Origin of the sequence: Vibrio penaeicida (assembly GCF_019977755.1) — a bacterium.
Lineage (GTDB): Bacteria > Pseudomonadota > Gammaproteobacteria > Enterobacterales > Vibrionaceae > Vibrio > Vibrio penaeicida.
On sequence record NZ_AP025145.1, the window covers coordinates 347316 to 370919 of the forward strand.

Sequence of the window (23604 nt, forward strand, 5' to 3'; positions counted from 1 at the left end):
ATGGACATAGACTCCCTTATTCACCACCCAGAATGGTTGCTCATCGTTTTAGCGCCTTTGTTCATTGTCTGTATTTTGGCTGAATATTTCATCGGTCAGAAAAAAGGAAAGTTACCAGACAATGCGACTTATAAACTACCGGAAGTCGCCTGCAATTTTGCCCTTGCGGGGATGCACCAATTTGCCGACTTGCTGACCGGGTTAATGATAGCTCAGCTTTACTTGTGGCTGTTTGGTTGGCGTTTGCTGGATATTGAAATGGGGTTAGCAAGCTTTCTGGTATTAGCGGTATTGCAGGACTTTTGTTATTACTGGTTTCACCGAGCTAGCCACCGAATTAGATGGATGTGGGCGGCGCATGTGGCGCACCACAGTTCGGAACGGATGAATTTCAGCACGGCTTTTCGCCAAAGCTTTATGTACCCTTTAGCTGGAATGTGGATATTTTGGTTACCATTAGTGATCATCGGGTTTGATCCTAAATGGGTGGTGTTTGTGGTGCTGTTAAACTTAGGCTTACAGTTCTTTGTTCATACGCAATGGATACGTACGCTCGGTATCATTGAGTATGTATTTAATACGCCATCGCATCACCGTGTGCATCATGGTCGAAACCCGCAATATATTGATAAAAACTATGCGGGTGTATTGATCATCTGGGATAAGCTGTTCGGCACTTTTGAGCCTGAAGTTGAAACGGTGCGCTATGGTATTTCTAAACCCGTAAACAGCTTTAATCCGCTGGTGGTGACGTTTCATGAATGGCGAGACATGTTTAAAGAAGCCAGCCAAAAAGACCTGTCGGTACAGCAACGTTTCAAGGCGTTATTTTCTCCGCCGAGCGATACACCCATCGCGTCGGCAAAGAGAGCAGAGCCAAAGAAAGCAAAGCAAAAGAAACAACGTGCAGAGCATTAGCTCGCTTGCGCTCAGGTGAAAAAGCTATTCCCCCACACTTTAGGTTATTTCGGATCTTGCTTGGTTACGGTTGATTGTTGCCCTGTATCTTTCACTTGATACCCTTGCGCCAAGATCTGATTTCGAATGGCGTCCGCCTCTTCATATTTCCCCTGTTTTTTAAGTGCGGTGCGCTTTTTTGCCAGTTCTAGAATGTTATTGGGTATGGCGACTTCTTCCACTTTGTCTATTTCAATGCCAAAGATTTGGTCGAAATACATCAATGTGGCTTTTTTGTTTTGCGGTGCGATTTGGCTATCTAACACTTCCCAGATGAGAGCCAACGCTTTTGGCATATTGAGGTCACGGTTGATGTGTTCAAGAAATGCGTTTTTAAATGATTCATCGACCTGACCACCCTCAGGCAAAGCGGCGACTTTTGTTCTCAATCGATTGAGGGCTTTTTGCGCGCCTTTCAAACTGTCCCAAGTGAAACTTAAATGGCTACGATAGTGGCTAGTGAGTGCCAAATATCGATAAGCCAGCGGGTCAAATCCTTGTTCTAACAAGCTGTCTAACAGCAAAGATTTTCCTGATTTGGAAATCTTCTCATTGTCTATTTTTAGAAAGTAGCCGTGCAGCCAGAAGTTGGCTTGAACGTGGCCATTTTTCGCTTGGCATTGGGCTATCTCATTGGTGTGATGGACTGGAATATGATCTTCACCGCCAATATGAATATCGAAGACCTCACCCAAATATTTCTCCGCCATCGCAGAGCATTCAATGTGCCAACCCGGAAAGCCTCTTCCCCATGGGCTTTCCCATTCCATTTGTCTTTGTTTGTTTCCGCTGAACTTCCAAAGCGCAAAATCGGTAGGTCGCTTCTTTTCTCCCATATCCACTCGGATACCGGCTTCTAAACCTTGTTTATCAAGCTTTGCCAGTTTGCCGTAATCAGGCAACTTGTTTGTATCGAAATAGACACCATCACTAGTTTGATAGGTGAACCCTTTTTCTTCCAGAGATTGAATGAAGGCTATTTGTTCTTGGATGTGCTCGGTTGCTCGGCAAGTCGTGGAAGGAGTAAGAATGTTCAAACGTTCAAAATCTTGAAAGAAGGCGTTTTCAAAATGGGTCGCTATCTCCCAAGCAGATTTTTGTTGCTTGCGAGCGCCTTTCTCCATTTTATCTTCACCTGTGTCACCATCGGATACCAAGTGACCAACGTCGGTAATATTCATGACGTGGTGGACATCGTATCCATTGATTTGAAGCACACGGCGCAGCACATCCACAAATAAATACGTGCGTAAGTTACCTACGTGAGCGTAGTCGTAAACCGTTGGACCACAGGCGTACAGCCCAACTTTTTTTTGCTCGATGCTGGTAAAAGGCATGAGCTCCCTGTTCATAGTGTTAAACAATTCCAGTGTTGGCTGAGCCATAATTCAATCCTTGTGTCGGGTTTTATTAGTACAGACCCTAATAAATAAACAAATGCAAAAAGGCCGTAGATGGAATCATCTACGGCCTTGGAATTCGTATGAGTCTTACTTTGTGGTAACTAGTTTTGGTGATAACCAGTTTTTAGTGGTGACTCGATGGCAAATACGCGAAAGCAGCCGTAGATGAAAGATCTACAGCAACAACAAGATTGGTGAGCAATCGCGAATATCGAAGTCATGCTTTTAAACTAATCGAGATAATAGGGAATTGCAATGGTTAGGGGCGAGATGTTCGGATTGCTTAGGTATTTGGTATTTAGGTATTGACCTCTACTTAAGTTGAGGTTTTAAGGTATATACCCAAGTAACCTCAAGATACTTGGTTCAGCGAGATTTAACTGGCTTTAAGACAAGGCACCGATTTGATGATTTAGTGGTTCTAAATCAAAAATCGGTAACGCAGTATGAAAGCCAGTTAAACTCGCCCTTGGGAGCCCATATTCTGGCTCATTTCATCGTCAAAGAACTTGGAAAGGACTCGTCATTCCACTGCGTCCTTTTCCTTGAACTGAGCCAGAATATACGGCTCTGAATCCTGTATCTTGAGGTCACTTGGGTATAGTTTTTCGAAATCAACAATAGAGTTTACATGCTGACAGAAACACAAAAAAATCAATATTTAAGAAGGCTAGGTATCGATCCTATGTCGATGCAGGCTGGCGCGCATTCAGACAAAAAATCATGGCTTAACGTGCTCCACCATGCACATCTACACAACGTCCCGTTTGAAAATTTAGACGTTGTATACGGCAGAAAAATTGAGTTGTCTAAAGAGGCGGTTTTTCGCAAGTTAATCGAAAACGAATGGGGTGGTTTTTGCTATGAACTGAATTACGGATTCTACCTTCTGCTTTCCTCTCTGGGGTTTTCAGTACAACTTCTTTCCGCGAGAGTTTACGGAGAGAAGGAGGATGGGGAGAAGGGATATGGGCAGGAGTTTGATCATTTAATGTTGCTGGTGGATCTTGAGGGGGAGCGAGTTATCGCCGATGTCGGTTTTGGCGACAGCTTTCTTTACCCTATGCCATTGAGTGGTGGTGTTCATGTTGAAGAAGGTGCCCAATTTCGAGTGAAAGAAGAGCAAGGCGATTTGTATCTGTTGAGTAGTGATGACAATAAAACATGGCAGCCCCAATACTGTTTTACTTTAACACCAAGAAAGTTTGCCGATTTTTCTGAAATGGCGAGCTATCACCAAACGTCTCCAAAATCATCGTTTACTCAAAAGTCCGTCTGTACTATTGCGACCCCAAATGGGCGAGTAACACTAAGTGACCGCAAATTGATCACCACAGAGAGTGGAGTAAAGTCTGAATACCCTGTTCTCTACACGCTAGAGCATGCCAAATTATTGAAGAAGCATTTTAATGTGGTGTTTCCTGAGAGTTTTTCTATCGAAGAATGAGTGGATAGAAATGACCCATTCTTAGCGTGAAAAAGCCGGAGTAGATGCTCCGGCTTTGATTGGAATCGCATTATAAAGTGTTATTTACAAGCACCTAGGTTTGCCCAAACTTCCCACGGACCTGAATTTTGTTCTGGGTTTGCACCTTGAGTCCACCAACCTGCTTGGTACTTCACGCCACCAAGCTGAACGGAATCGCCCGCTACGTAAATAGCCTTGTCATCCCAAACGGGTAAGCCAGCACACAAACCGCCACCTGTTGAGTCTTTTTTCACTGTAACGCTTTGGGTGTATGCATCCGATAATTTCGCATCGTCGGTGACAACGAGTTTCACCGTGTAGGTACCATCGGCTAAGTAAGTATGTGAAGGCTTAGCGGAGCTAGAGTGGCTCCCATTACCGAAGTCCCAGTTGTAGCTCAGTTGCGCACCTTCGTAATCAAACGACTTAGAGCCATCAAAAGTACAGGCTAGTTTGTTACAGCTGTATGTGAAATCGGCTACCGGAGGGCGATTCACATCAATAATGTCGATGTAGCTGTTAGGAACACCAGCAGGGAAGTGAGAAGACACTTTCGGCCAAATTTTGCTAATGTGCGCGCCTTTGTTGTAGCAGCCACCAAGGTGGTGTAACGCGATAACGTTGTTGCTTTTTGCGGCCAAAACAGGAGAACCAGAAGATCCGCCTTCAGTATCACACAGGTAGCCTGCATCCGTATTGGTGCCACGACCATTCACAACAGGGCGATCGACCTGACAAACGCCAGCGGTGTTGGAATCGGTTTCGATGCCAAGCTCTTTTTTACGTCCACCAGGGTGCTGTGGAATGAAAATACGCTCGGACAAGGAAGGGATACGAGGGTCTAACCCTAAGTGACCAAATTGCGTGATTTTAGCGAAATCTTTCACATTAAAGAGAGTGTAGTCGAGTGTGTAGTCAGTAGAAAGAAGCTGATTTGCTTGCACTTTTACGGTTTTAGCACTTGCGCCGCCACAGCTCGCTTGCTGGTAGTTAAACCACACTTCAGTTGAAGCTGCTTCGGCTGCAGATTCAACACAGTGGTTGTTGGTCATCATCAAGTTATCAGGACCAACACGCCATGCCGTACATAAGCTACGCCCGCCAATCAGCAATCGAGCCACTGGGCGCGACAGTGCGTATTCTGTTGGGTGAGAAGTTTCGTAGCACACAGCGGCTTTTTTCTGGTCTGTACCACAGATAGATTCGGTGCCATCTGGGTTTAAGTTAATAATGGAATCGATTTCGGCTTGTGTTTTGCCTTTTTGGTATTGGTCTATCACAACATTGAACGTACTGTTCGGATCTTTCGCTTCGCCGATGACCTTAACATGTACCGTGTCCCCTTGAATCGAAATAGCCGAGAAGCGGTTCACACCATCATCTCCGGCATTTGAATCGTAAGTTTTCGCGGTATTTAAGCCCGGTCCGTAATGCAGCACTTCACTTCTGTCTGGTGAAGAAAGCTCGATAGCCATGCCTTCCGGTACTTGAAACTGCGAGAAGTGCACTTTAATGAAGCTCGCATTTGGAGAGTAGAGCAAGCTAGCACTCTCTTCATTGACTTGTGTGGCAGATAAAGACAATTGTGCCACCACATCTTCCGAGATGGTTGGCAAAACATCTGGGATTTGATCGTTTGCCGCGAAGCTTGACGTCGCGGTTGCAATACCTACTGCCAAAGCACTAACGGCAATAAGTTGTGATTTTTTCTTCTTAATTCGTGTAATTGTATGGTTCATTTTTAATTCCATTTTATGCATCTGTAAATTTCAACCTCGCTGACGTTTCTATCCAAGCGCAAAATCCGTAAGTGATAAAATCGTCCTTTTTCTTCGAGGCACTAAAAATTTAGTTGGAATTTATAATTTCGCTTTAAATGAACGTAAAAAATTCAAGTAGTTTTAAGAAGTTATGAGAATAGTTTGGATTAAATGAAATTAATAAATCTCACATTTAATGATTTAGTGACAGTGTTCCAAAATGTGGATACTGAGGTTGTAGCTGCAAGACGAGAGCGATGGATGAAATGAAAGTGAGTACAATGAGTGTAGGTATAAAAAAGCCCGGCATTAATGCCGGGCAAATGGATTGAGATCCATGATTTTTATGGAGTCCACGTAACTGTCAAATCGACGTTTGAGTAAGACTGGTAGCCGTTTAAGGCGATGTACCACTTTCCAGCGGTTGGATTATTGATAACACAAGACTCTGTGTTGCCATTTATCCAAGGTGCGCAGTCGTTATTGAATGTCGATGGTTGGCTACCGAACTTAACGTATAAGTCGGCATCGCCAGTCCCGCCAGCAATGCTAATGGTGAGCTTGCTCATGCCTGCAGGAATATCAATATTGTAATGGTCCCAACTTCCTTGTGCGCCAGATAGGTTGCTTGCTTGAGCATTGCCACCTTGGCCAGGTGCTGGGTCCGGATCTGGTGTTCCACCGCCACCAGCTAATTGGAGGGCGCGGTCAACAGCGGCATTGGCATCCAGCATACCTGCGCCACATCCGCCATTGTTACAAGAGCCAGGGAAAGGACGTGCTGAATCTTTAATAATGGATTCAACTTGATCAGGCGTTGCTGCTGGGAAGGCTTGTTTAACTAAAGCCGCAACACCCGCAACATGAGGGGTCGCCATTGACGTACCATTCATGCTTGTTGAAGACGGACCTTGAGGTGTCGCTGTACCCGAATCGACCGTAGACAATATGCTCACGCCGGGTGCCATAATATCAACCTCAGAACCATAGTTACTGAAGTTAGCTTGGTTGCCGGATGTGTCGGATGCACCGACAGTAATAATGCCTTGGCAGTTTGCTGGGCGTACGTTTTGAGTGTTGGTTCTATCGTTACCTGCCGCCACAACGACAACTGCACCATTGTTTCTCGCAGCGTTTATCGCATTTTGGTAGGTGTAACCACAGCTGCCTCCACCACCAAGGCTTAAGTTAATCACTTGTGCTGGATTAGGGTTGTTAACGTTGCCTGCCCCCGCAGCCCAGATGATGCCATCTGAAATATCGGAAACGGAACCACCACAACGGCCGAGCACACGAGCTGACGTGAGCTTCGCATCAAACGCAACCCCAACACCGTATTGACCATTTCCTTCAACAGCACCCACTGTGCCAAGTACATGAGTACCGTGCCATGTTGAATTTCTCGCAGGGATAGGGTTACCGTATTGGTCGTTTCCACACTCCCCATAAGCGCTGCGGTCACCTGCATCGATACCGTTAGAATCTCGACCATCGCCGTCACGGGATGTCCAAGAATTACTGATGAAATCGTAGTGTGATACTAAGTTTGGCGTGAGATCTGGGTGATTGGTATAACCCGTATCGACCACACTTACCGTCACGCCCTGACCTGTGGCTTTGTTCCATGCCTGATCCGCACGGATACCGACATTAGGGTTACTGTAATGCCACTGGCTTGAATATTGAGGGTCGCTAGGCGTATAGAAGGGTTTTGCCCAGCCATCCAGCTCGACACTTTCTACATTCGGATCAGCGTTTAATTTACTGATTATCGCTTCCAACCCATAGGCGTTGGTGCGGCTGTCAATTTTCACAACGTGATGATCATCAAGCAGCATCGCACGTTTGTATCGAACTTCGTTGCCTAATTCATTCGTAATATTGTTGGACAAACTGCGAATCGAGTCTGATTGCTGTGCTTTAACAATCGACGCCATAAACCCACTTTGGGCTTGACCAGAAGACTTATATTTAACGATCAGCTGTACTTTATTAGGCGGAATATCCTTTAGTGCACGCGAAAGTGCGTGGTAGGAATTTTGTGGTTGAACCAGCGATGATGAAGCGTCTGCTGCCATTGCGCTCGATGCTGTTGCCCCTGCAAGTAATAAGGCGGAAACCACTGCCGTTAATTTGAAGTTAGAACGTTTCACTTCTTTTCTCCGTGACTATTTTGGGCGCGTACATCCAGAGACACCAATTTATTTTTGCTCCTGCTATACAGGTGGGGCTATGCCTACTGTCATTCGGCAATCCTCACACAAGCATTAAAGCGCTTAAGTGGCGTATCTGATTAACACGCTAAAGATTGAGCAACACATCCCTGATTCGCTAAATCTATATATGACGACGTATTCCGTTTGTCGCCTATCTACCCAAATTACACTCGATGAAACTAACATCTTGAGAGTTATTGGGCTTATTTGTACTCATAACAACGTTAGTCATGTCGCTCCCCTGAAGCTTTCTTCATGACCATTGAGTACATGTAATGCATGCCCAAAACATTAAGATATAAAAAGTCTTGTTTATAGGATTCCATCGAATATATGGAATCATGTATGGATAACCTCATGTACATTCATGAAACGAATTTTGTCGTGTCATTAAGAATTTGTTTGAGATGAAATTTCTTGCATAACAACATTAATTGGGGTTTGTGTTGTGAAATATGGTGAATACATCAGTTTGGTAGAGAAATTGACTATGTTTTGGGGAAAGTGTCAGGGCTAAGACAGGTAGGTTGGTTGAATGGTGAGATCTCATTTTGTACAAAATACGAGCATTGCGGGTAAAAAAAAGCACAGCCATTCAAGCTGTGCTTTAAACCGTCTTTTCAAAAGTTGCGCTGCTATCAGCGCTTCAGTAAGCGGTGCGTGTTACCGAAAGCAGGTATTTGCCCAATGAGTTAAACCTGCTGTTACCGAGCCGAAGAAGTTGCCGCTAACGATTGGTATGTTAGGTAACTGAGCCTCGATCGCAGCGCGCAAAATTGGAGAACGAGCACTACCACCGGTTAGGTAAATGGCATCTGGATTCTTTCCACCCAAGCTGACGGCTTCGGCGACCAAATCAATCATTTTTTCTTGGGGAGTCGAGACAGCCTCAGCCATCTGAGCTTGTGAAACATCGACTTCCAACATTTCAGAAATCAAATTTAACTGAGTTGTAAACAGCGATGCATCGGACAGTGCGATTTTGGCTTGCTCCGCCTGACGAATAATACTGTATCCGAGTGTTTCCATGTAAACCTGCAACAAGCGTTCGATCTTGTTTGGCTCTAGGACATCTTTTCTTAATTGCTTGAGGACTTTGTGATTCTCTCTGCCATAAAAGTCACGCTGCGCTTCAACATTATTGATGGCGACGGGGTTCCAAAACTGATTTAAAGGGATATCGATGCCCGCGTGGGTTTTCGAACCCTTACCAAATGCAGGCATAAGTTGTTTGAACGCAAGGTATATATCGAAATCATTCCCTCCAACTCGTTGACCACTGTGCGCTAGTAAACTGGCAGTGCGATCGGTTTGATGTGCCCAACTTGGTCCCATTTCTATCAACGAACAGTCGGTGGTACCACCGCCGATATCAACCACCAAAACGGTTTTGTTTTCGCTCAAGGTGTTTTCATAGTCGAGCCCTGCGGCTACGGGTTCGAATTGGAATTCGATGTTACGAAAGCCTGCACGCGTTGCTGCGTTACGTAAAATGGTTTCGGCTTGCTGGTTCGAATCTTCACCGCCACGACCATGGAAGTTGATTGGTCGACCGATCACCGCATCATTTATCACTTGATCGATATGGTGCTCGGCATTGTTTTTTATATTAACCATCATCGAACAAACCAAATCTTCAAAAAAACGGATCTGGATTTCGTGCAAACCACTGGCACCCAAGAAGGATTTTGGAGATTTTACGTAATAGACCTCTCTAGGGTCTTCGAGGTACAAATCCAACGCGGCTTGACCAAATAAAATGTCATCTGCCAGTACTTCGATGTCTTCTTCGCGGTTAAAAGCAATGGAGCGCCTGAGCACTTGTTCGCCAACGGAATCACTTGGCGAGATCCCGTGATGACGAAACAACGCCTCAGAAACGGCTTCCCGTGTAGGAGCACAAAGTGTAGAAGGAATAAAGTTGCTGTCATTCTCTAACGGGATTAATACGGGTGTGTCTTTCCCTGATGTCGCATCTTTCAACATGGATGCTACCGAGCAATTTGCGGTTCCATAATCAAAACCAATATACATGTCATCTCCCGTATTTGAGTGAAAAAGGTCGGCGATTCTACAGCAAATGAAAGACTGAATAAATATTTAAATATACCCAAGTATCTTGGGGTTACTTGGGTATAGACCAAACAACTCAATTGAAGAGGAAATTGTTACTGTGCAGCGTATTGTGATCTTTATGCAAAATAGGAGACTAAAATAAATTTCAGAGATTTTGAGATTTGTTTAAAAGTTTGACTGGAGATCAATGAAAGGGAACATTCCCATTGACGGAAAAAATGAAAATCAATAGGTTTCTCCGTGCCATCGAAATTTCGCAAAGCCAGTATTTATAAGGGATGCAGTCCGATATGAACTGGTTAAATAGTCGGAGTCGGTGTTTTTGTTTTTGGAATCATTTTTTAACCGTATTCCATTGTCTGTTGTTTGAATTTTTATTTTCTTAAGCATTTATTCACTTCAGATACGCATTTTGTATACGTCATTGCGAATTTACGCAGAACTTCTGACGTTCAAATAAAAATAATACCGGAGAACACAATGAAAACCCTGAATCTCTCTAAATTGTCGCTTGCAGTAGTATTTACTCTGTCTTCAGCGTCAGCTCTAGCCCAATCACCATCCTTTACCGAGGGGCTAGAAGGACGTGTTATGTCCTACTCGGAGTTTGTTGATAATAAATCAAACCAAAAAATGTTGATGACATTTGCCGATCAATCTCGAGCGGGTTCGATCGTATTTAACATTGACCACACTTGTGGTTATGTTTTGGGTACGCTAAACCTGAATGATCCTACTAGCACTTTTGGTGGCGGGATGAATATTAAGCTCAATAAATTTGACAGCACCCATCGATGCAGCACGGAAGAGTTTGATGATCTTCGAACTTTGGTAACGGCAGACAACATCAACAGCTTAAGGATATTCGACAGCAGTAGAACGAGCCTTTCTTCTAAAGTCACTGGCGCAACGTTGTCATTTAGTGACGTTACAAAAGAAGTAGAGGCACAACGCGCTCGACAAGCGGTGCTCGATACTTACTGGGTAAGAGGAAATGACTCTGCATCCGGCAGCCAATCCGATGAGAAGCCTTCTGTGGACCTTTACTTGGAGCGAGTTCAACAAGCACCAATAGACTATCCGTACTTTGTGGTTCACAATCACGCATTACGTATCTTTGAAAGCGCTCAAACAGACACAGGTATTGCAGCAGAAACTTATGTAGGCGGTATGTTCGGCGGTTTCAATATCACAAATGGTATGAGCAGCGAGTCGATAGTTGGAAATCAAGGAACGACATTTGGGTTTGACCACACGCATGCAAATGGCTTCGACCTAACTCAAGGGTCTATTAAATTTGGTCAGTTTCATTGGCTGGATCGGATACATTTGGATTGGCCTAGGGAGTTGAGTTCCAAAAATCGTTTTCAAGTTAATGGCGATTCGCTAACGCTGTCTTCCGATACTTCTGAGGAAATCATTAAGTATAATCGTTTGGTCAAATCCGCCAAAATTGAAGATCTTAAAAGTACAGAATGGGTTGGGAACATAGCAAGCGAGAACGTGACGGCGAAGTTTGCGAGCCACTCTTTAAAAGAGATGGTAGTGAGCGTGGAAGGAGCGGATTCTAGAGCTATGGTGAAACTGAACACAAATGACAGCGGTTCATTTAACAAAGCACAAGTTGTTGGTGCAACCCACCAACATGCTTTGGTAACAACGCTGAGCAACGCATTACCGGAAGTAAAGTCCGTTGTTTTGGATTACTCTGACGCGAATAGCCGCAAGCTTCACATCATTACAGAAAGTGAAATATTCTCGCTAACAGAGAAACGCGCGGCGATTGCTATCACTTTTAATTAAGATCGCTTTTTAGATTTATACTACCCCCCGATAGCCCGACCGAATCAACGGTTGGGCTTTTTTGTTTTTATTTATCCAAAGCTGAAGTTATTTCGTATGTGGATACCATTTGTAACATCAGTTGCATTCACGCTCTACAACCTCAAGATGCTAACTCCGATACCCACAGTTTTAAGCTACATAATCTGGCAATCGAATCATCGCAAGAATTGAAAATTCTTTTAGTCAGTTAACACCTAGAATGGCGACCAGGCTTAATAAAAAGGAATCAACATGTCCGCAAGGAACACCAGTAAAGAAGCATCGACTCAACAATTAGCGAATACGCCCATCTTCCCTCTGTTTATGCAAACTGCCATTCCCATTTGTATCGGAATGTTAGTGATTGGCTTGTACAATTTGGTGGATGGTATTTTCATTGCACGATGGGTAGGGGCGGATGCGATTGGCGCGGTTTCGATGGTGTTTCCAATGCAAATGCTGATCGCCTCAGTGGGTGCGATGATTTCCTCGGGCACGGCAGCGATACTTACGCGGCTTATCGGAGAAGGGAAACTATCGGATGCAGGAAACGTGGCTGGGAACGCCGTTTTTCTTACTGCTACTCTTAGTGTGATATTTTTTGTTATCGGGTGGCAGCACCTAGACGCTGTGCTTGAATTCCTCGCCGTTTCACCCGCTTTTTATGATCAAGCATTCCAGTACGCGCAACCCATCGTTCTTACGGCTATCGTAGCGATGATGCTCCCTGTTTTTGGCGACGTATTCCGTGCTGAAGGCAAAGCGCAGATCATGATGCTATTGATGCTGACCTCTTCCGTTTTGAATATTGTGTTGGACTACCTGTTTATCGTTGTCATGAAGTGGGGTGTATCTGGTGCGGCTTGGGCAACGGTACTCTCACAAGTGGTTTCCATGAGTATAGGGATCTACATGTATTTAAAAGGAAAAACCTTGGTTCGCTTTTCCTTTCAATTCAATGTTCGGCTTTGGGGTTCTATTGCCGCTTTAGGTGTACCTGTGTTGGTTGCTCAAATGGGCATGGCGATTCAAACGGGCTTGGTGAATTTTCAATTTACAGAAATAGCATCTAAAGATTGGATCAGCGCTTACGGCATTTTGGGAAGGCTGTCGATTTTCATTATCCTGCCTATGATAGCGATGCTGATTGCGTTTCAAACCATATGTGGTTTTAACCTTGGTGCGAAGGCGATGGGCCGAGTTCAACAAAGTATTAAAGTTGCGCTGACGGCAATGGTTGCGTATTCCAGTTTTGTCACACTCTTGCTGATTACTGTACCCGAATGGTTGATGGGCGTATTTACAACGGAACAGGAATTGATTTCTTACGGGAAAATTATCATATTTGCCACCATTTGGGGCTTACCATTGGCTGGAATCAACATGCTGGCGACAGGGTTCTACCAAGCAAAAGGCAACGCCAAACTGGCAACGATGTACAGCTTGTTGCGTGTTGTGTTTATTATGAGCCCATTGCTCTTTATTTTGCCGTACTTTTTTGATTTGGAAGGGGTATTCTTGGCGATTGTCGCAAGTGATATTTTGGCAGCAGGTATTACGTTATTGCTGTGTTTTAAAGAGTACAAAAAACTTTCTGAACCGGAGTTGAGTTACGTTGACGTTTAGTGTGAACTCCCTGTCAGCCAGCAGTTGGCAGGTTTATAGTGAAAGGCTAGAGCCCGTTCTAGCCTATATTCATCAGCATTTGGATCGACCACTGACGCTTGAGAAGGCGGCAGAGCTGAGCCACTTTTCCAAATATCATTTTCAGCGAATCTTTAGCGCTATTATTGGTGAAAGCTTATCGCAATACAGTAATCGGTTAAGGCTTGAGAAAGCCGCAAACGCGCTGCTTTTTCACGAATCATTGTCGATAACAGATATCGCCATGCAATTTGGCTTTTCCAGCAGTGCGAATTTTTCTCGCTCATTTAAAGATCATTTTGGTATCACGCCCTATGGGGTAAAAAGTGGTAAGCCCAACTCGTTGAATGGTGTAAAAACCCCGCTTAAGCAGCCAATCGATACGGCTATTTTGCAACACATTCATACATTGCGAGCCGAAGCCAAAGTTTGCCCACCTAGTGAGGCTATTACCCCCGACAGGATCTTTGAATCACCAGACATCGAGCTCTGTTCATTGAGGTCGGAAGATGGGTATTTATTGCCAAGTATATTCCAGTGCTGGAATACGTTGATTGATTGGGGGCTAGAGAACGACATAGGTGCCATGGATCAGGTTCGGCTTGCAATGTGCCACGACAACCTGCTTTTTACCCCCAGAGAAAAGTGCCGATATGATGCGGCACTTATGATCACGCCAGAACAGCGAAGTAAAATCCACGAACCATTCGAACTGGGCAAGTTAAATGCGGGTCGGTATGCGGCTTTCAGGTATCAGGGCAAACCAGACAATGCTGCGAAATTTCAGATTAGCTTGTACGCGAAATGGTTGCCGTATAGCGGATACGAGCCTGATATCGCCCCCCTCATTGAGCGCTATGATAGACCGATTTCTTCATTGGATAAGGACGGCAAGCCAGAGTGGATTGACTTAGAAGTCTGGATCAAAATAAAACCGCTCAGAACGTTGAACGAACTGAGCGGTGGTTGTTATAGCGACTAGATGTTAAGGCGACTTGCTAACGTCGCTTGTTAGGGTGATTGACTAAAATACGCGTCGACGGAGCGTTCGGCCTCGGCTATGGGTGTTGCGCTTTTACTTGCGGGTGGGGCAAATTCTGTTGTCGCTAAATCGTAGGTGTAAAGATCAATGGATTGATCCCGTTCATCCTGACTTCGAATTTGTCCCTCTTCAGACGGGTAAAGCACCGTACCGAGTACATCCCCTAAGTGGCTTAGCAGTACATCAAACGTGCCTTGTTGTGGTGTGGCACTGCGCCTACGTTGCGATGGCGGGTAACCATCCGTCAGTCGCAACCCCAAAGTATTGGCGTTTAACGGCTTAAGGTTTGGGTGTTGTGGCGATACCGAAGGCGATAGAAAATCAAACGCATGAAGGGGGAAGTTGTTTAACACCCCACCGTCCATCCACATTCCATGATAGTCATCTGCTCTTTGGTTGTATTGCCCTGTAGGCACATTCGCTTCCACCTGAACCGGTTTAAACAACACCGGTAAATTCATCGAAATTCCCACGGCTTCTGCGACGGGGAAATCCGGCGTATGCCGTTTAGAAAATACCGACGGTCGGTGCTTGGTAATGTTAGAACCGGTGATCACTAAATCGACGCCCGTGAGGTCAAAGAACTCACGAAAGTTAAGTTCCGACCCGTTTACGGCGTAGATAAGCGGCGCTTGCCCTTGCGGAGTTCTCCGGTTAACCAACCTTTGCCACAGGGTGCCATAGAGCGCACTTTGCAAGAAGTTTCGGGCTGCCACTCCCGGAAACATGCCTCGGTCGAACAATATGTTAAACAAGTAGTGTTCGGGGTGAGCAATTAGCCTACGCACAATGGGATCGGATGTGGAGCCAAATGCCCCGTTCCTCGCCAGATTACCGACCGCGCTCGCCAACATCGACAAGCCACGAATGCTTTGGCTTTGTTGGCGAATATGATCGATAGGTCGAACTCCATTTGGCGCGCTGGTGTGCAAATCGGGGCGATTGTTCCGATCCACCGAGCGAGACAGCCCAATGCTTGGTCCATCAAAAAAGCCAGTAAAGGTACTGGAATTATTAAGCACCTGTTGCAGCTGGGTGGAGTTATACCCCATCGCTAAAAACATGGCGGTGATGGCGCCGGCCGAAGCACCACTGATCCCCCGAATCTGGTTTTGTCCGGGCGTATCAATGTTGATAGGTAGAACACCGTGCCGCTCCAAGGCGCGAATGGCACCGAGGTAAGTCACCCCTTTGCCTCCGCCACCTTCTAGCGCGAGATAGTGTACATCCGCTGGATTAGAGATTCGTGCCATGGCTTAATCTCCATCCAAATCTTCAACCCACTCTCCATCTTCATTCTGTTTCCATTTCGGCAACTTGTCGTCGGCTCTTAAATGCACCAGTGAGGTTGGGATTCGGACATCCCAAGGGTCACCTTGTGGCACTTCTTCTCCGGGTCTATCCAGATGTTCTGCAATTTCGTCTGCGATGGGGAGATAGAGTGGGTTTGAAATGGCGGGCAGCGGACCACCATCCCACAATTCACCGAAGGTAATGAAGTGGTCAACCGCACCTTCAAAACCCGGACGGATTGGCACAGAGACACGGCAATAACCCGCTTTAAGGAACTGATTGAAAAGTGGGTCGGTATCTTCATAAGCGATACGTTCATCCCATAGAGGTTTTCTTCCCCAGAAGTATGGGTAAGTCACCCATGTCACATGTTCCCATTCGAATGCTTGTTCAAAGAACCTTACGTACGGACCTTCTGCTTCGTTTTCAAATATATTGATTTGGGGGAAGCCTTCACCGCCCGTTTCGATGGAGTTAAACAAGTCGAAGTGTTGCTCGGTAAGAATACTCACGCAATGCTTTTTAAGTTCATCTTTCATGAGCTCTAAATTGAGCGTGGGATTCTTCCCTTCTATGGCGACACCGGCTTGCAGTTCGGCAGCTGAGAGCTTTTCTTCGTATTCAGATAGGCGAGCTTTATAGGCGTTGGTCAGTTTGGCGTGGGTGTCTAGCCGCCATTTCATCATGGCGCGGTCGGTTCGTTGGCACTTCACTTCGACAATGGCCGCTATGTCGGAGACCTTCCAGGTTTGCAAGCCAAATGGAATGCTCTCTCTTTCACCACTGAGGCTGGTGCTCCAAACCCAATCGCCGTTCTCGAATCGATGGGATCGATTACCAATCACGACATCGACAACAAAGTTATCTTCCCAGATATTCACGACATTACCCACAACGCCGTGAATTGCCTTATAGCCTTCGTCTATCTGAATGGTGCCAGAGTGGTTGTAGTGTGTGTCGTCATCGCCACCACCGGCTTTAAAGTCTAGTGATTTGGTGATGTAAATTTCAGGCGGCGCACTGACATCGGTCGCACCGTACTCTTGAACCCACGAATGGTAATTGTATTCTGTAATTTGATCAGGGCGCAGGTTAAATTCCATTGGTTTTTCGATGTGCAAGGCACTGGCGTGAGCATCGGATAGTGTTTCAATCAGGAAAGCTCCGGGCTCTGGCACCATAAAATCGTACATGGTGCGAATGCCATAATTGTACATTTGCGCTTGATAAACCTTGTTCACCCATTGGTACACGCCAGCGATATGGCCATCGCCATCGACATTATCAATGCCGTGTGCCGATGTTTCGGTGACTTCATTGGTGACTCTTAATGAAGACCGTTCTAATACACGCTCAGTTATCTTATTGGCGCTTCGTTGTGTCACATCTTGCGAGAAACTGGCCGCGGTTTTAGTGGCTTCCTGCTTACTTCGAGATATCGAGCCTTCTGCACTGGCAGAAAATTCCACCACTGGGCCATATTTCCCCGACACGCTCAAACCGGCTTTAAGCGACGAGTCTTGCTTAATGGTTTCGCTGGTTTCTCGGCTCATTTCAAAACGGCTGGTGGATTCTAACTCCCGCTCTTCACTGGTTGTGATTTCGGTTTCTTGGAATAGGAGTTCTTCGGTTTCCCGACGCCTTATGTGTTCCCTTTCTTTGGTTTCGCCTTTGAGCACATTTTCAATGTGAGCAATATCGGTGCCTTCGTACGCTTTGAGTTGCTGCTTAATCACCAACAAATCGGCGATGCCTGCGGGGGCAATACTGCCGTGTGTTCTCGGTACGCGGGTGTCCACGAGCAGTGGCGCCATCCAGTTTCCTAAGTTCCCTAAAAAACCAATGGTAATGTTGTTCCAAGCCGTCGCGATGGGTGTTTTGGTCATAACCAACGCTTTACCCATTCGCTTAAACGATTTCTTCATGGGGCGGCCGAGCAAACCATCTAAGTCGCTTGCAAGCATGTCGATTTCTTCTTGAAGCTTTTGAACAATTTCGTCGATTGGATCTTTCGTTATGTCCAATTTGCGTGACGACAGAATTTTTCGGGTGCTGTCGGTGAGCTTGTTGCCAGCTTGCTGAGTGGCAAGAAACCCTACTTTTCCTAAATCGACGGGGGTAAAGGCTTGGGTTCCGCTTTTGAAGTGCCGGGCTTTTTCTAGTAGTGACGTAAGCGATTTGCTTTCGCTGCCAACATCAATAGAAAACTGACCTACTTTTGCTTCTTTTAAGTTGTCGTCGATGATCTTAGACCGACTCAGAATGCCTTTCGTGAAAGCCCTGACCAAGCTGTTTTCTCGCTCGAAGGCGGCCGTGGGGCGCAATTCTGCAGCAACCATAAAGCCTTTTTTATTGTCTTGCTGTATATGAACCAAAGAGTGACCTTCTAACCCAGAAAGTTCCTTAACGGCGTTGTTCAGCCGAGTGTGAAGGTTTAATTGACTCTCAGCCTGTTTTCTCTGACGTTCCAAGGCTTCTTGCCTGAGTTTTTCCCTCTGCTTTTGCGCCTCTACGGTAGAAAGTGACGATTTCAATTGAGCGTCGGTGGGCATTTTTAAGGATCGTCTTCGGTAGCGCCTTAGTGCTGTACCGGTTCCGGGAAATGCATTGTCATCATCTGTTTTCGCTATTAGTTCAAGATCGCGCAGCATCTGTGACAAGATTTCGATTGGCTTGTTGTGTTCCTGCGGAAGGTATTTGATGGCGAGAACACTGTCACGCAGTTGTTCTACTGCCTTCTTATACTCTCCCTGACCAACAATTTGATTGGGGTCAGAACCAAACGCTGTTTTGATGGCGTCGGACACCTGCTGGTTGTTGACGGCATCATTCGGTTCTAGCGAATCTAAAGAAGACGCGAGTGCTTGCCATGGTTTATAGATGTCGTGATTTTTGGGGGTATGGACAAAGCGCTGACCTTGTACATATTTGTTGGCTGCGGTTTTTAAAGCCTTGCGAGAGTCATTCTGCCCCTCTGCTTGCCCTAGTTCGGCTTGAAAATCCGTTGCTTGTGATAATTCAATGCTTGGGGCGTCTTCACTTTGTGATACTGCCGGACGTTTAAGCACCAATCGAAATAAAGTTTCCATTTGATTTCTCCATAAATCGAAATGCAAACTGCGTTTTACTTTCCATGACTGCTCTTTTAGCGATAAATGCCTTGCATCGCTAAAGCCGTTTTATTCGCGCAATCGGTTTTAATTTCTGCACGCGTAAAACAGAAAGATCCGGCAACTTGCAAATGGTCTTCATACATAAGGTGATGAAAGGAGCAGTGCAAGACGACTCATACAAGTTGCTCGGTTTTTATAATGAGGTACGTTGGTTATAAATTACTAATGTATTTATAACTAACGTGTGATGTTGATTCCGGGAAGGTAATGCAGATAAGGGGTTTTTAGTGTGGTGTCTGAATTATGATACAGCGGTTATTTGAGCGTAGCCTTCGGGCTGCTCGACTCTTCGAACAGCCATTCAAATATTACTTGGTTAGTGAACTATTTATTGTGAATAGTCTGCAATACCAAAGCGCTGGATTTCTTCTTTTGTCATAAAATGTATGTCACTGGCTGGTGCGGATTCCAGTGTGAACCAGTAAAACTCAGTATCAATGCCCATTACCTTGTAATAGTCCAGATAGGGCTTATGTTCTGCATGGTCTCTTGGCAGCTTAGAGCCTTCAACGTCTACGGCAGACCACGAATGCACACCAATTTTCGCGCCTGAGTCCATGGTTCGAGTAACACCAGAAATAAACAGGTCAGTTCCACCTGAAGCAACCATACTGTTTGCAGCCAGATGAGTTGAAATTCCTCTGTCGCGCAACTCGTACGACATGATTAGATTGGTTTCGTCATCAATAGAACCGTTAATGATACCTAGCTGGATTTTCTTTATGTTTGGGTGGTTATCCACTAAATCATCAAAAGCATCAAGAGAGCCGTCACAGATAACGCCGCTGGCATACGCGACATTTTCTACAACATCAAAAGTGAGTGGTTTATCGCCATCTAGGCTTTCGTCACAAACAGACGCGTATGAGTACTCGAACTTTTGAGAAGCGCAGGCAGAAAGCGTTGAAATAATACCCAGTGCAAGAATTAGTTTTTTCATTTATTCAACCTCGTATGAAACCCATTCGCCGTTCTCTTTCACTAACTTTTCTTTATGTGTAAGAATGCCGTCCACAAACGTAAAAGCGATCTCATGTCCGTCAAAGCTATACATTACGGAATCTACTTCTTCAGCGTTAACTGTGATAGAAGGATCACCATACAGGGCAATAATGTTCTCTTTACTGGTTTCACCGACAAGAGCTTTCGATGTATCGATTGATGCACTTGAACAACCAGAAATAATGGCTGATGCCAGTAATGCTAAAAGAACTTTTTTCATGTTCTGACTACCTATAACTTTATTAAAAACAGGGGTTAACACACGTGTAGGTGCAATAATGTTCGGTTTGTTGGCGAAAATACTACCAGTAGACAGAATCAATCTATGTAAGCCAATGTAAGTGAAATTACTGTACGACTTCTATGTACCCCATCAAACCTGTTTTCATGTGCTCGATAACGTGACAGTGATACATCCACCTACCTAGGTTATCGGCCACAAAGGCGGCGCGCGCTTTACCGTTTTTACCAAGCAATACGGTGTCGGTATGGAAGGGTTCATCCAGTTTTTTCCCGTCCAATTCCAACACCGTAAAGGTATGTCCGTGTAAATGAATAGGATGATGGTATTGGGTAACGTTTCTTAAATTGAATATGTAGGTTTTTCCAAATTCCAATGTCGCGAGTGGTGCTGGAATGGAGTCTTTGCTCATGCCTTCCCAAGCACGCTTGTTCATCAGCCAAAATTTGGTGTCGACTTTGCCATTTTTCTTAGTGGGTGAGATAGCGCCTTCCCATTCGAAGACAAAATCGATTTCCGTCGCATTGGCCAAGTCCAGCTCAGGTACGGGGTTGAGTGGCAGCTTAGGGAACGGTTTTCTTTCTGCAATATCAGAAGCAATGGATTCGAATTCACACAGTGGAAATGGGAATTTTCCTTTCAAGAATCGAACGTAAAATCGTTCGCCTTGTTTCGGTGCGTGCACTGCTAAATCGACTCGCATTCCGGGGCTAATTTTATGTGCTTTCAATTTATAAGGGGTTTTAATAGGGTTGCCATCGATCGCGATCACCCACGCGTCTGCACCTTCAACCACAATAGGATAGGTGAGCGTGTTATCTACGTTCGCAATGCGCAGGCGAGTAGTCGCGTTTTCTTTCAACTGATAAACCGGCTCATGTTTACCATTAACGGTGCCCCATTCTCCGGGAGTACCCATTCTGGCGCTGTAGCGTGGGATCATCAGCTTTTTCCATTGACCTTGTTTGTCTATGTGCCAATGCTTGAGGATCAGCGTGTGTTCTTCATCAAAGACAACGGGCTCTTCTTCTTCAACAATAATGGCACCAACTAATCCCTTACCAAGCTGAACCACACTGTTCACGTGGGGGTGATACCAAAATGTGCCGGCGTCTGGTGGCGTAAAGGTGTAGGTAAAAGTTTCACCAGGCATAATAGGCGGTTGGCTTAGGAAGGGAACGCCATCCATTTCGATGGGAATGCGTAGCCCATGCCAATGGATCGTCGTTGGTTCTTTCAGTTTGTTCGTGAAAATGATGGTAACGGGTTCGTTCTGGCGACAGCGAAGGGTAGGGGCAGGAATACGTCCATCGAAACCCAATACATCGGTTTGGAACCCATCCACCAATTCGGCCGTGGTTTCTTCCGCGGTGAGTTCGTAAACCCAACCTTTCTTTTTGCTGTGGCTTGCTTTGGTTACGGTACATGCAGGAAGCGCAAACAGAGAAGAGATTGCTAGCCCTGCTTGAAGCAATCTACGTCGACGGATATCCATAATTTCATTCCTGATAATAGCCTGATAATAGCCTGATATTAGAGCCTGATGGTTTTTCGAGATGATTTTTGCGTGAAACCATAACACATTTGGTTTAAATCCCCTGATGCCTTCGTTAAACTGGCAGCAGTTTAATTAGATTGGATTGGAAATGGCTAAATTAACGCTTCAAGAGCAGATGTTGAAAGCTGGCTTGGTAAACGAAAAGAAGCTGAAAAAAGCGAAAAAGAATTCGAAGAAATCGCGCGTGCAAGCACGTGAAGCAAAAGCGGCTGCAGAAGCAACAAAAGCAGCGCAGCAAGCGAAAGATAAAGAACTCAGTCAGCAGCAAAAAGAGCTTAAGTTATCAAAAGAGATCCGCGCTCAGGTTAAGCAGTTGATCGAAATGAATAAGCTTGATCTGAAAGATGGCGACATTAAATATAACTTTACAGACGGTAAGCTGATTAAATCTTTGTACGTTGAGTCACTTGTACGTGACCAATTGCTAAAAGGCATTCTAGCCGTGGCACGTTATGAAGATGGATATGCAGTGATTCCTGGCGTAGTAGCGACTAAGATCGCAATGCGTGATGAGGAGTCCATCATTGAGAATAAGTCGACGGAAGAAGAGATTCCGGCAGAAGACGATCCGTACGCCGATTTTGTTGTACCGGATGATTTGATGTGGTGATCGCCCACACTTTTTCAACATATCAATCGGTTAAAAGCAGCGGAAACGCTGCTTTTTTATTGCGCGCGATTGGCATCGGTCGAGCCTTTACAAAAGCGGCATAGACTTAATGTTTAGCCGCTGGCGTATATGACTCACCGCTTGAGTAGGTGGTTCGGCTACGACTTCGCTGTTGGTTTCATTTGGGATTTTAGGCTGCTGATTCTTCACAAGATAAAAGCCGTAAATCACGACAGTGGAGTAAATCGTAATCAGCAGAATAAGGATTTGTGTGGATTTCGCCATGTTCAGCCCCCTTGCAGAATCAGAGTGATCACCCAGAGACGTCCTTAGCGAAAAAGGTATCGGAAAATCAATTTGTTGCATAAACGATTATGAGGGGAAAAACCTAACATTCAGGCGATAATCCTCGGTACTAATGATGGGTTTAACCCAACGAAATGTAATTTAATGCATCAGTAAGCCCTGCTAAGTTGATGAGTATTCGATTTCGTCGACTTTTTCACAAGGTTTAGACGTCCTAAATCAGCAGAAAAAGCGCCATTAGTTAGGGGTTAATATGAGACATTCTTTGTTAGCTTTCGCGACAGCCCTCACCTTTTCTTCAGCTGCCATGGCCGAAGAATCCGAGATGATCGACCCAGCCGATCTCACACGTGTTTATACCCAAGCCGCAGTATTTGTTACATCGGACGCCGATGTACGTTTATCTTCCATGCTGACAGGATCTTGGACAGAAAATATCCAATTTGGTGGTTTTCTTGAAGCTAATTTTGGCGATAGCCAAAGTACAGCTGGGAAGGATTCGCTGGGTGCGGATTATTTGGGTTCCAGAGCTCAGTATTTCCAAGTATCTGGCATTGATAACGCCTTGATTCCAAGAATAGGATTTATGGCTGATATCATTCATCAAAAAAATGGGGGTTTAGATGATACCGCGCTGTATTCATTTGGGGCAATCGGATCGATTAACCCAGAGTACACTGGGGGAGTGATGTTGTTCCCCAATGTAAATTACACGTCTGGTAAGGTGTTTGGGGAGTCCGCTAAAGGATACATGCTAAACCTGTTTGCCACGATCCCATTTGGTGACACAGGCGCGTTTATTCAGGCTTGGCCAGAATACTTCACGGTTTCTGGAGATACGGTCGAGATGGAATCCACCGCGTTCAATTTAATGTTCAATGCACCGCTAAAATCAGACCGGACGCAGTGGCTAATGACCAAGCTTGAATACGCTGCCGCAAACATCGTTACGCCAACGGGGATCAGCATAGAAGGGGACTACGAACTGAAAGCGGAAGTTGGCGTTAAGTGGTTCTTTTAGTAGTCATACA

Annotated in this window: 17 protein-coding genes; 7 read left to right on the plus strand and 10 right to left on the minus strand. The window is 45.3% G+C overall.

The genetic code is table 11. The annotated features are described in order from the left end of the window. Positions 1–918: a sterol desaturase family protein gene (locus tag LDO37_RS20010; protein ID WP_126608558.1), complete on the plus strand. Its 918-nt coding sequence runs from the start codon at positions 1–3 to the stop codon at positions 916–918. 44 nt (positions 919–962) lie between these two features. Here LDO37_RS20010 and cysS read toward each other — a convergent pair whose 3' ends face one another. Further along, on the minus strand, positions 963–2342 hold the full coding sequence (cysS, locus tag LDO37_RS20015; RefSeq protein WP_126608559.1) for a cysteine--tRNA ligase: 1380 nt from the start codon (positions 2340–2342) through the stop codon (positions 963–965). Positions 2343–2991: 649 nt separating this feature from the next. Here cysS and LDO37_RS20020 point away from each other — a divergent pair. Beyond that, entirely contained in the window at positions 2992–3807 is an 816-nt protein-coding gene (locus LDO37_RS20020) for an arylamine N-acetyltransferase family protein (protein WP_126608560.1), read from the plus strand. Positions 3808–3887: 80 nt separating this feature from the next. Here LDO37_RS20020 and LDO37_RS20025 read toward each other — a convergent pair whose 3' ends face one another. From LDO37_RS20025 to yegD, 3 genes are all read right to left on the minus strand, one after another. Further along, on the minus strand, positions 3888–5567 hold the full coding sequence (locus tag LDO37_RS20025; protein ID WP_185829858.1) for a PKD domain-containing protein: 1680 nt from the start codon (positions 5565–5567) through the stop codon (positions 3888–3890). A gap of 365 nt (positions 5568–5932) precedes the next feature. Next, positions 5933–7741, minus strand: a complete 1809-nt coding sequence (locus LDO37_RS20030; RefSeq protein WP_126608562.1) for a S8 family peptidase — start codon at positions 7739–7741, stop codon at positions 5933–5935. A 726-nt stretch (positions 7742–8467) separates the two neighbouring features. Next, the gene (yegD, locus tag LDO37_RS20035) at positions 8468–9838 is read right to left on the minus strand and encodes a molecular chaperone (RefSeq protein WP_126608563.1); all 1371 of its coding nucleotides are present in this window, start codon (positions 9836–9838) and stop codon (positions 8468–8470) included. Positions 9839–10360: 522 nt separating this feature from the next. On the opposite strand from yegD, the gene LDO37_RS20040 reads away from it, so the two are divergent. From LDO37_RS20040 to LDO37_RS20050, 3 genes are all read left to right on the plus strand, one after another. Further along, the gene (locus LDO37_RS20040) at positions 10361–11683 is read left to right on the plus strand and encodes a hypothetical protein (protein WP_126608564.1); all 1323 of its coding nucleotides are present in this window, start codon (positions 10361–10363) and stop codon (positions 11681–11683) included. Positions 11684–11956: 273 nt separating this feature from the next. Continuing rightward, entirely contained in the window at positions 11957–13330 is a 1374-nt protein-coding gene (locus LDO37_RS20045; RefSeq protein ID WP_126608565.1) for an MATE family efflux transporter, read from the plus strand. Then, a complete protein-coding gene (locus tag LDO37_RS20050) occupies positions 13320–14330 on the plus strand; it encodes an AraC family transcriptional regulator (protein ID WP_126608566.1) in 1011 nt (336 codons plus the stop codon). The genes LDO37_RS20045 and LDO37_RS20050 overlap by 11 nt, the downstream gene beginning before the upstream one ends. Before the next feature lie 29 nt (positions 14331–14359). Here LDO37_RS20050 and LDO37_RS20055 read toward each other — a convergent pair whose 3' ends face one another. The 5 genes from LDO37_RS20055 to LDO37_RS20075 all read right to left on the minus strand — a co-directional run bounded on the left by LDO37_RS20055 (position 14360) and on the right by LDO37_RS20075 (position 21594). Next, on the minus strand, positions 14360–15643 hold the full coding sequence (locus LDO37_RS20055; RefSeq protein WP_126608567.1) for a patatin-like phospholipase family protein: 1284 nt from the start codon (positions 15641–15643) through the stop codon (positions 14360–14362). Between the two features lie 3 nt (positions 15644–15646). Further along, on the minus strand, positions 15647–18772 hold the full coding sequence (locus tag LDO37_RS20060) for a hypothetical protein (RefSeq protein WP_126608568.1): 3126 nt from the start codon (positions 18770–18772) through the stop codon (positions 15647–15649). A 412-nt stretch (positions 18773–19184) separates the two neighbouring features. Further along, entirely contained in the window at positions 19185–19796 is a 612-nt protein-coding gene (locus LDO37_RS20065; protein WP_126608569.1) for a COG3904 family protein, read from the minus strand. After that, on the minus strand, positions 19797–20078 hold the full coding sequence (locus LDO37_RS20070; RefSeq protein WP_126608570.1) for a putative periplasmic lipoprotein: 282 nt from the start codon (positions 20076–20078) through the stop codon (positions 19797–19799). A gap of 127 nt (positions 20079–20205) precedes the next feature. Beyond that, positions 20206–21594, minus strand: a complete 1389-nt coding sequence (locus LDO37_RS20075; protein ID WP_126608571.1) for a multicopper oxidase family protein — start codon at positions 21592–21594, stop codon at positions 20206–20208. 151 nt (positions 21595–21745) lie between these two features. Here LDO37_RS20075 and LDO37_RS20080 point away from each other — a divergent pair, with 151 nt between their 5' ends. After that, positions 21746–22267, plus strand: coding sequence for a DUF2058 domain-containing protein (locus LDO37_RS20080; RefSeq protein WP_126608572.1), 522 nt, complete (start codon positions 21746–21748; stop codon positions 22265–22267). A gap of 87 nt (positions 22268–22354) precedes the next feature. Here the strand turns inward: LDO37_RS20080 and LDO37_RS20085 are convergent, their stop codons facing one another. After that, a complete protein-coding gene (locus LDO37_RS20085; RefSeq protein ID WP_126608573.1) occupies positions 22355–22552 on the minus strand; it encodes a hypothetical protein in 198 nt (65 codons plus the stop codon). Positions 22553–22826: 274 nt separating this feature from the next. On the opposite strand from LDO37_RS20085, the gene LDO37_RS20090 reads away from it, so the two are divergent. After that, positions 22827–23594 (plus strand): hypothetical protein, encoded by a 768-nt coding sequence (locus tag LDO37_RS20090; RefSeq protein ID WP_126608574.1) that lies wholly within the window; start codon positions 22827–22829, stop codon positions 23592–23594. Positions 23595–23604 lie beyond the last annotated feature (10 nt).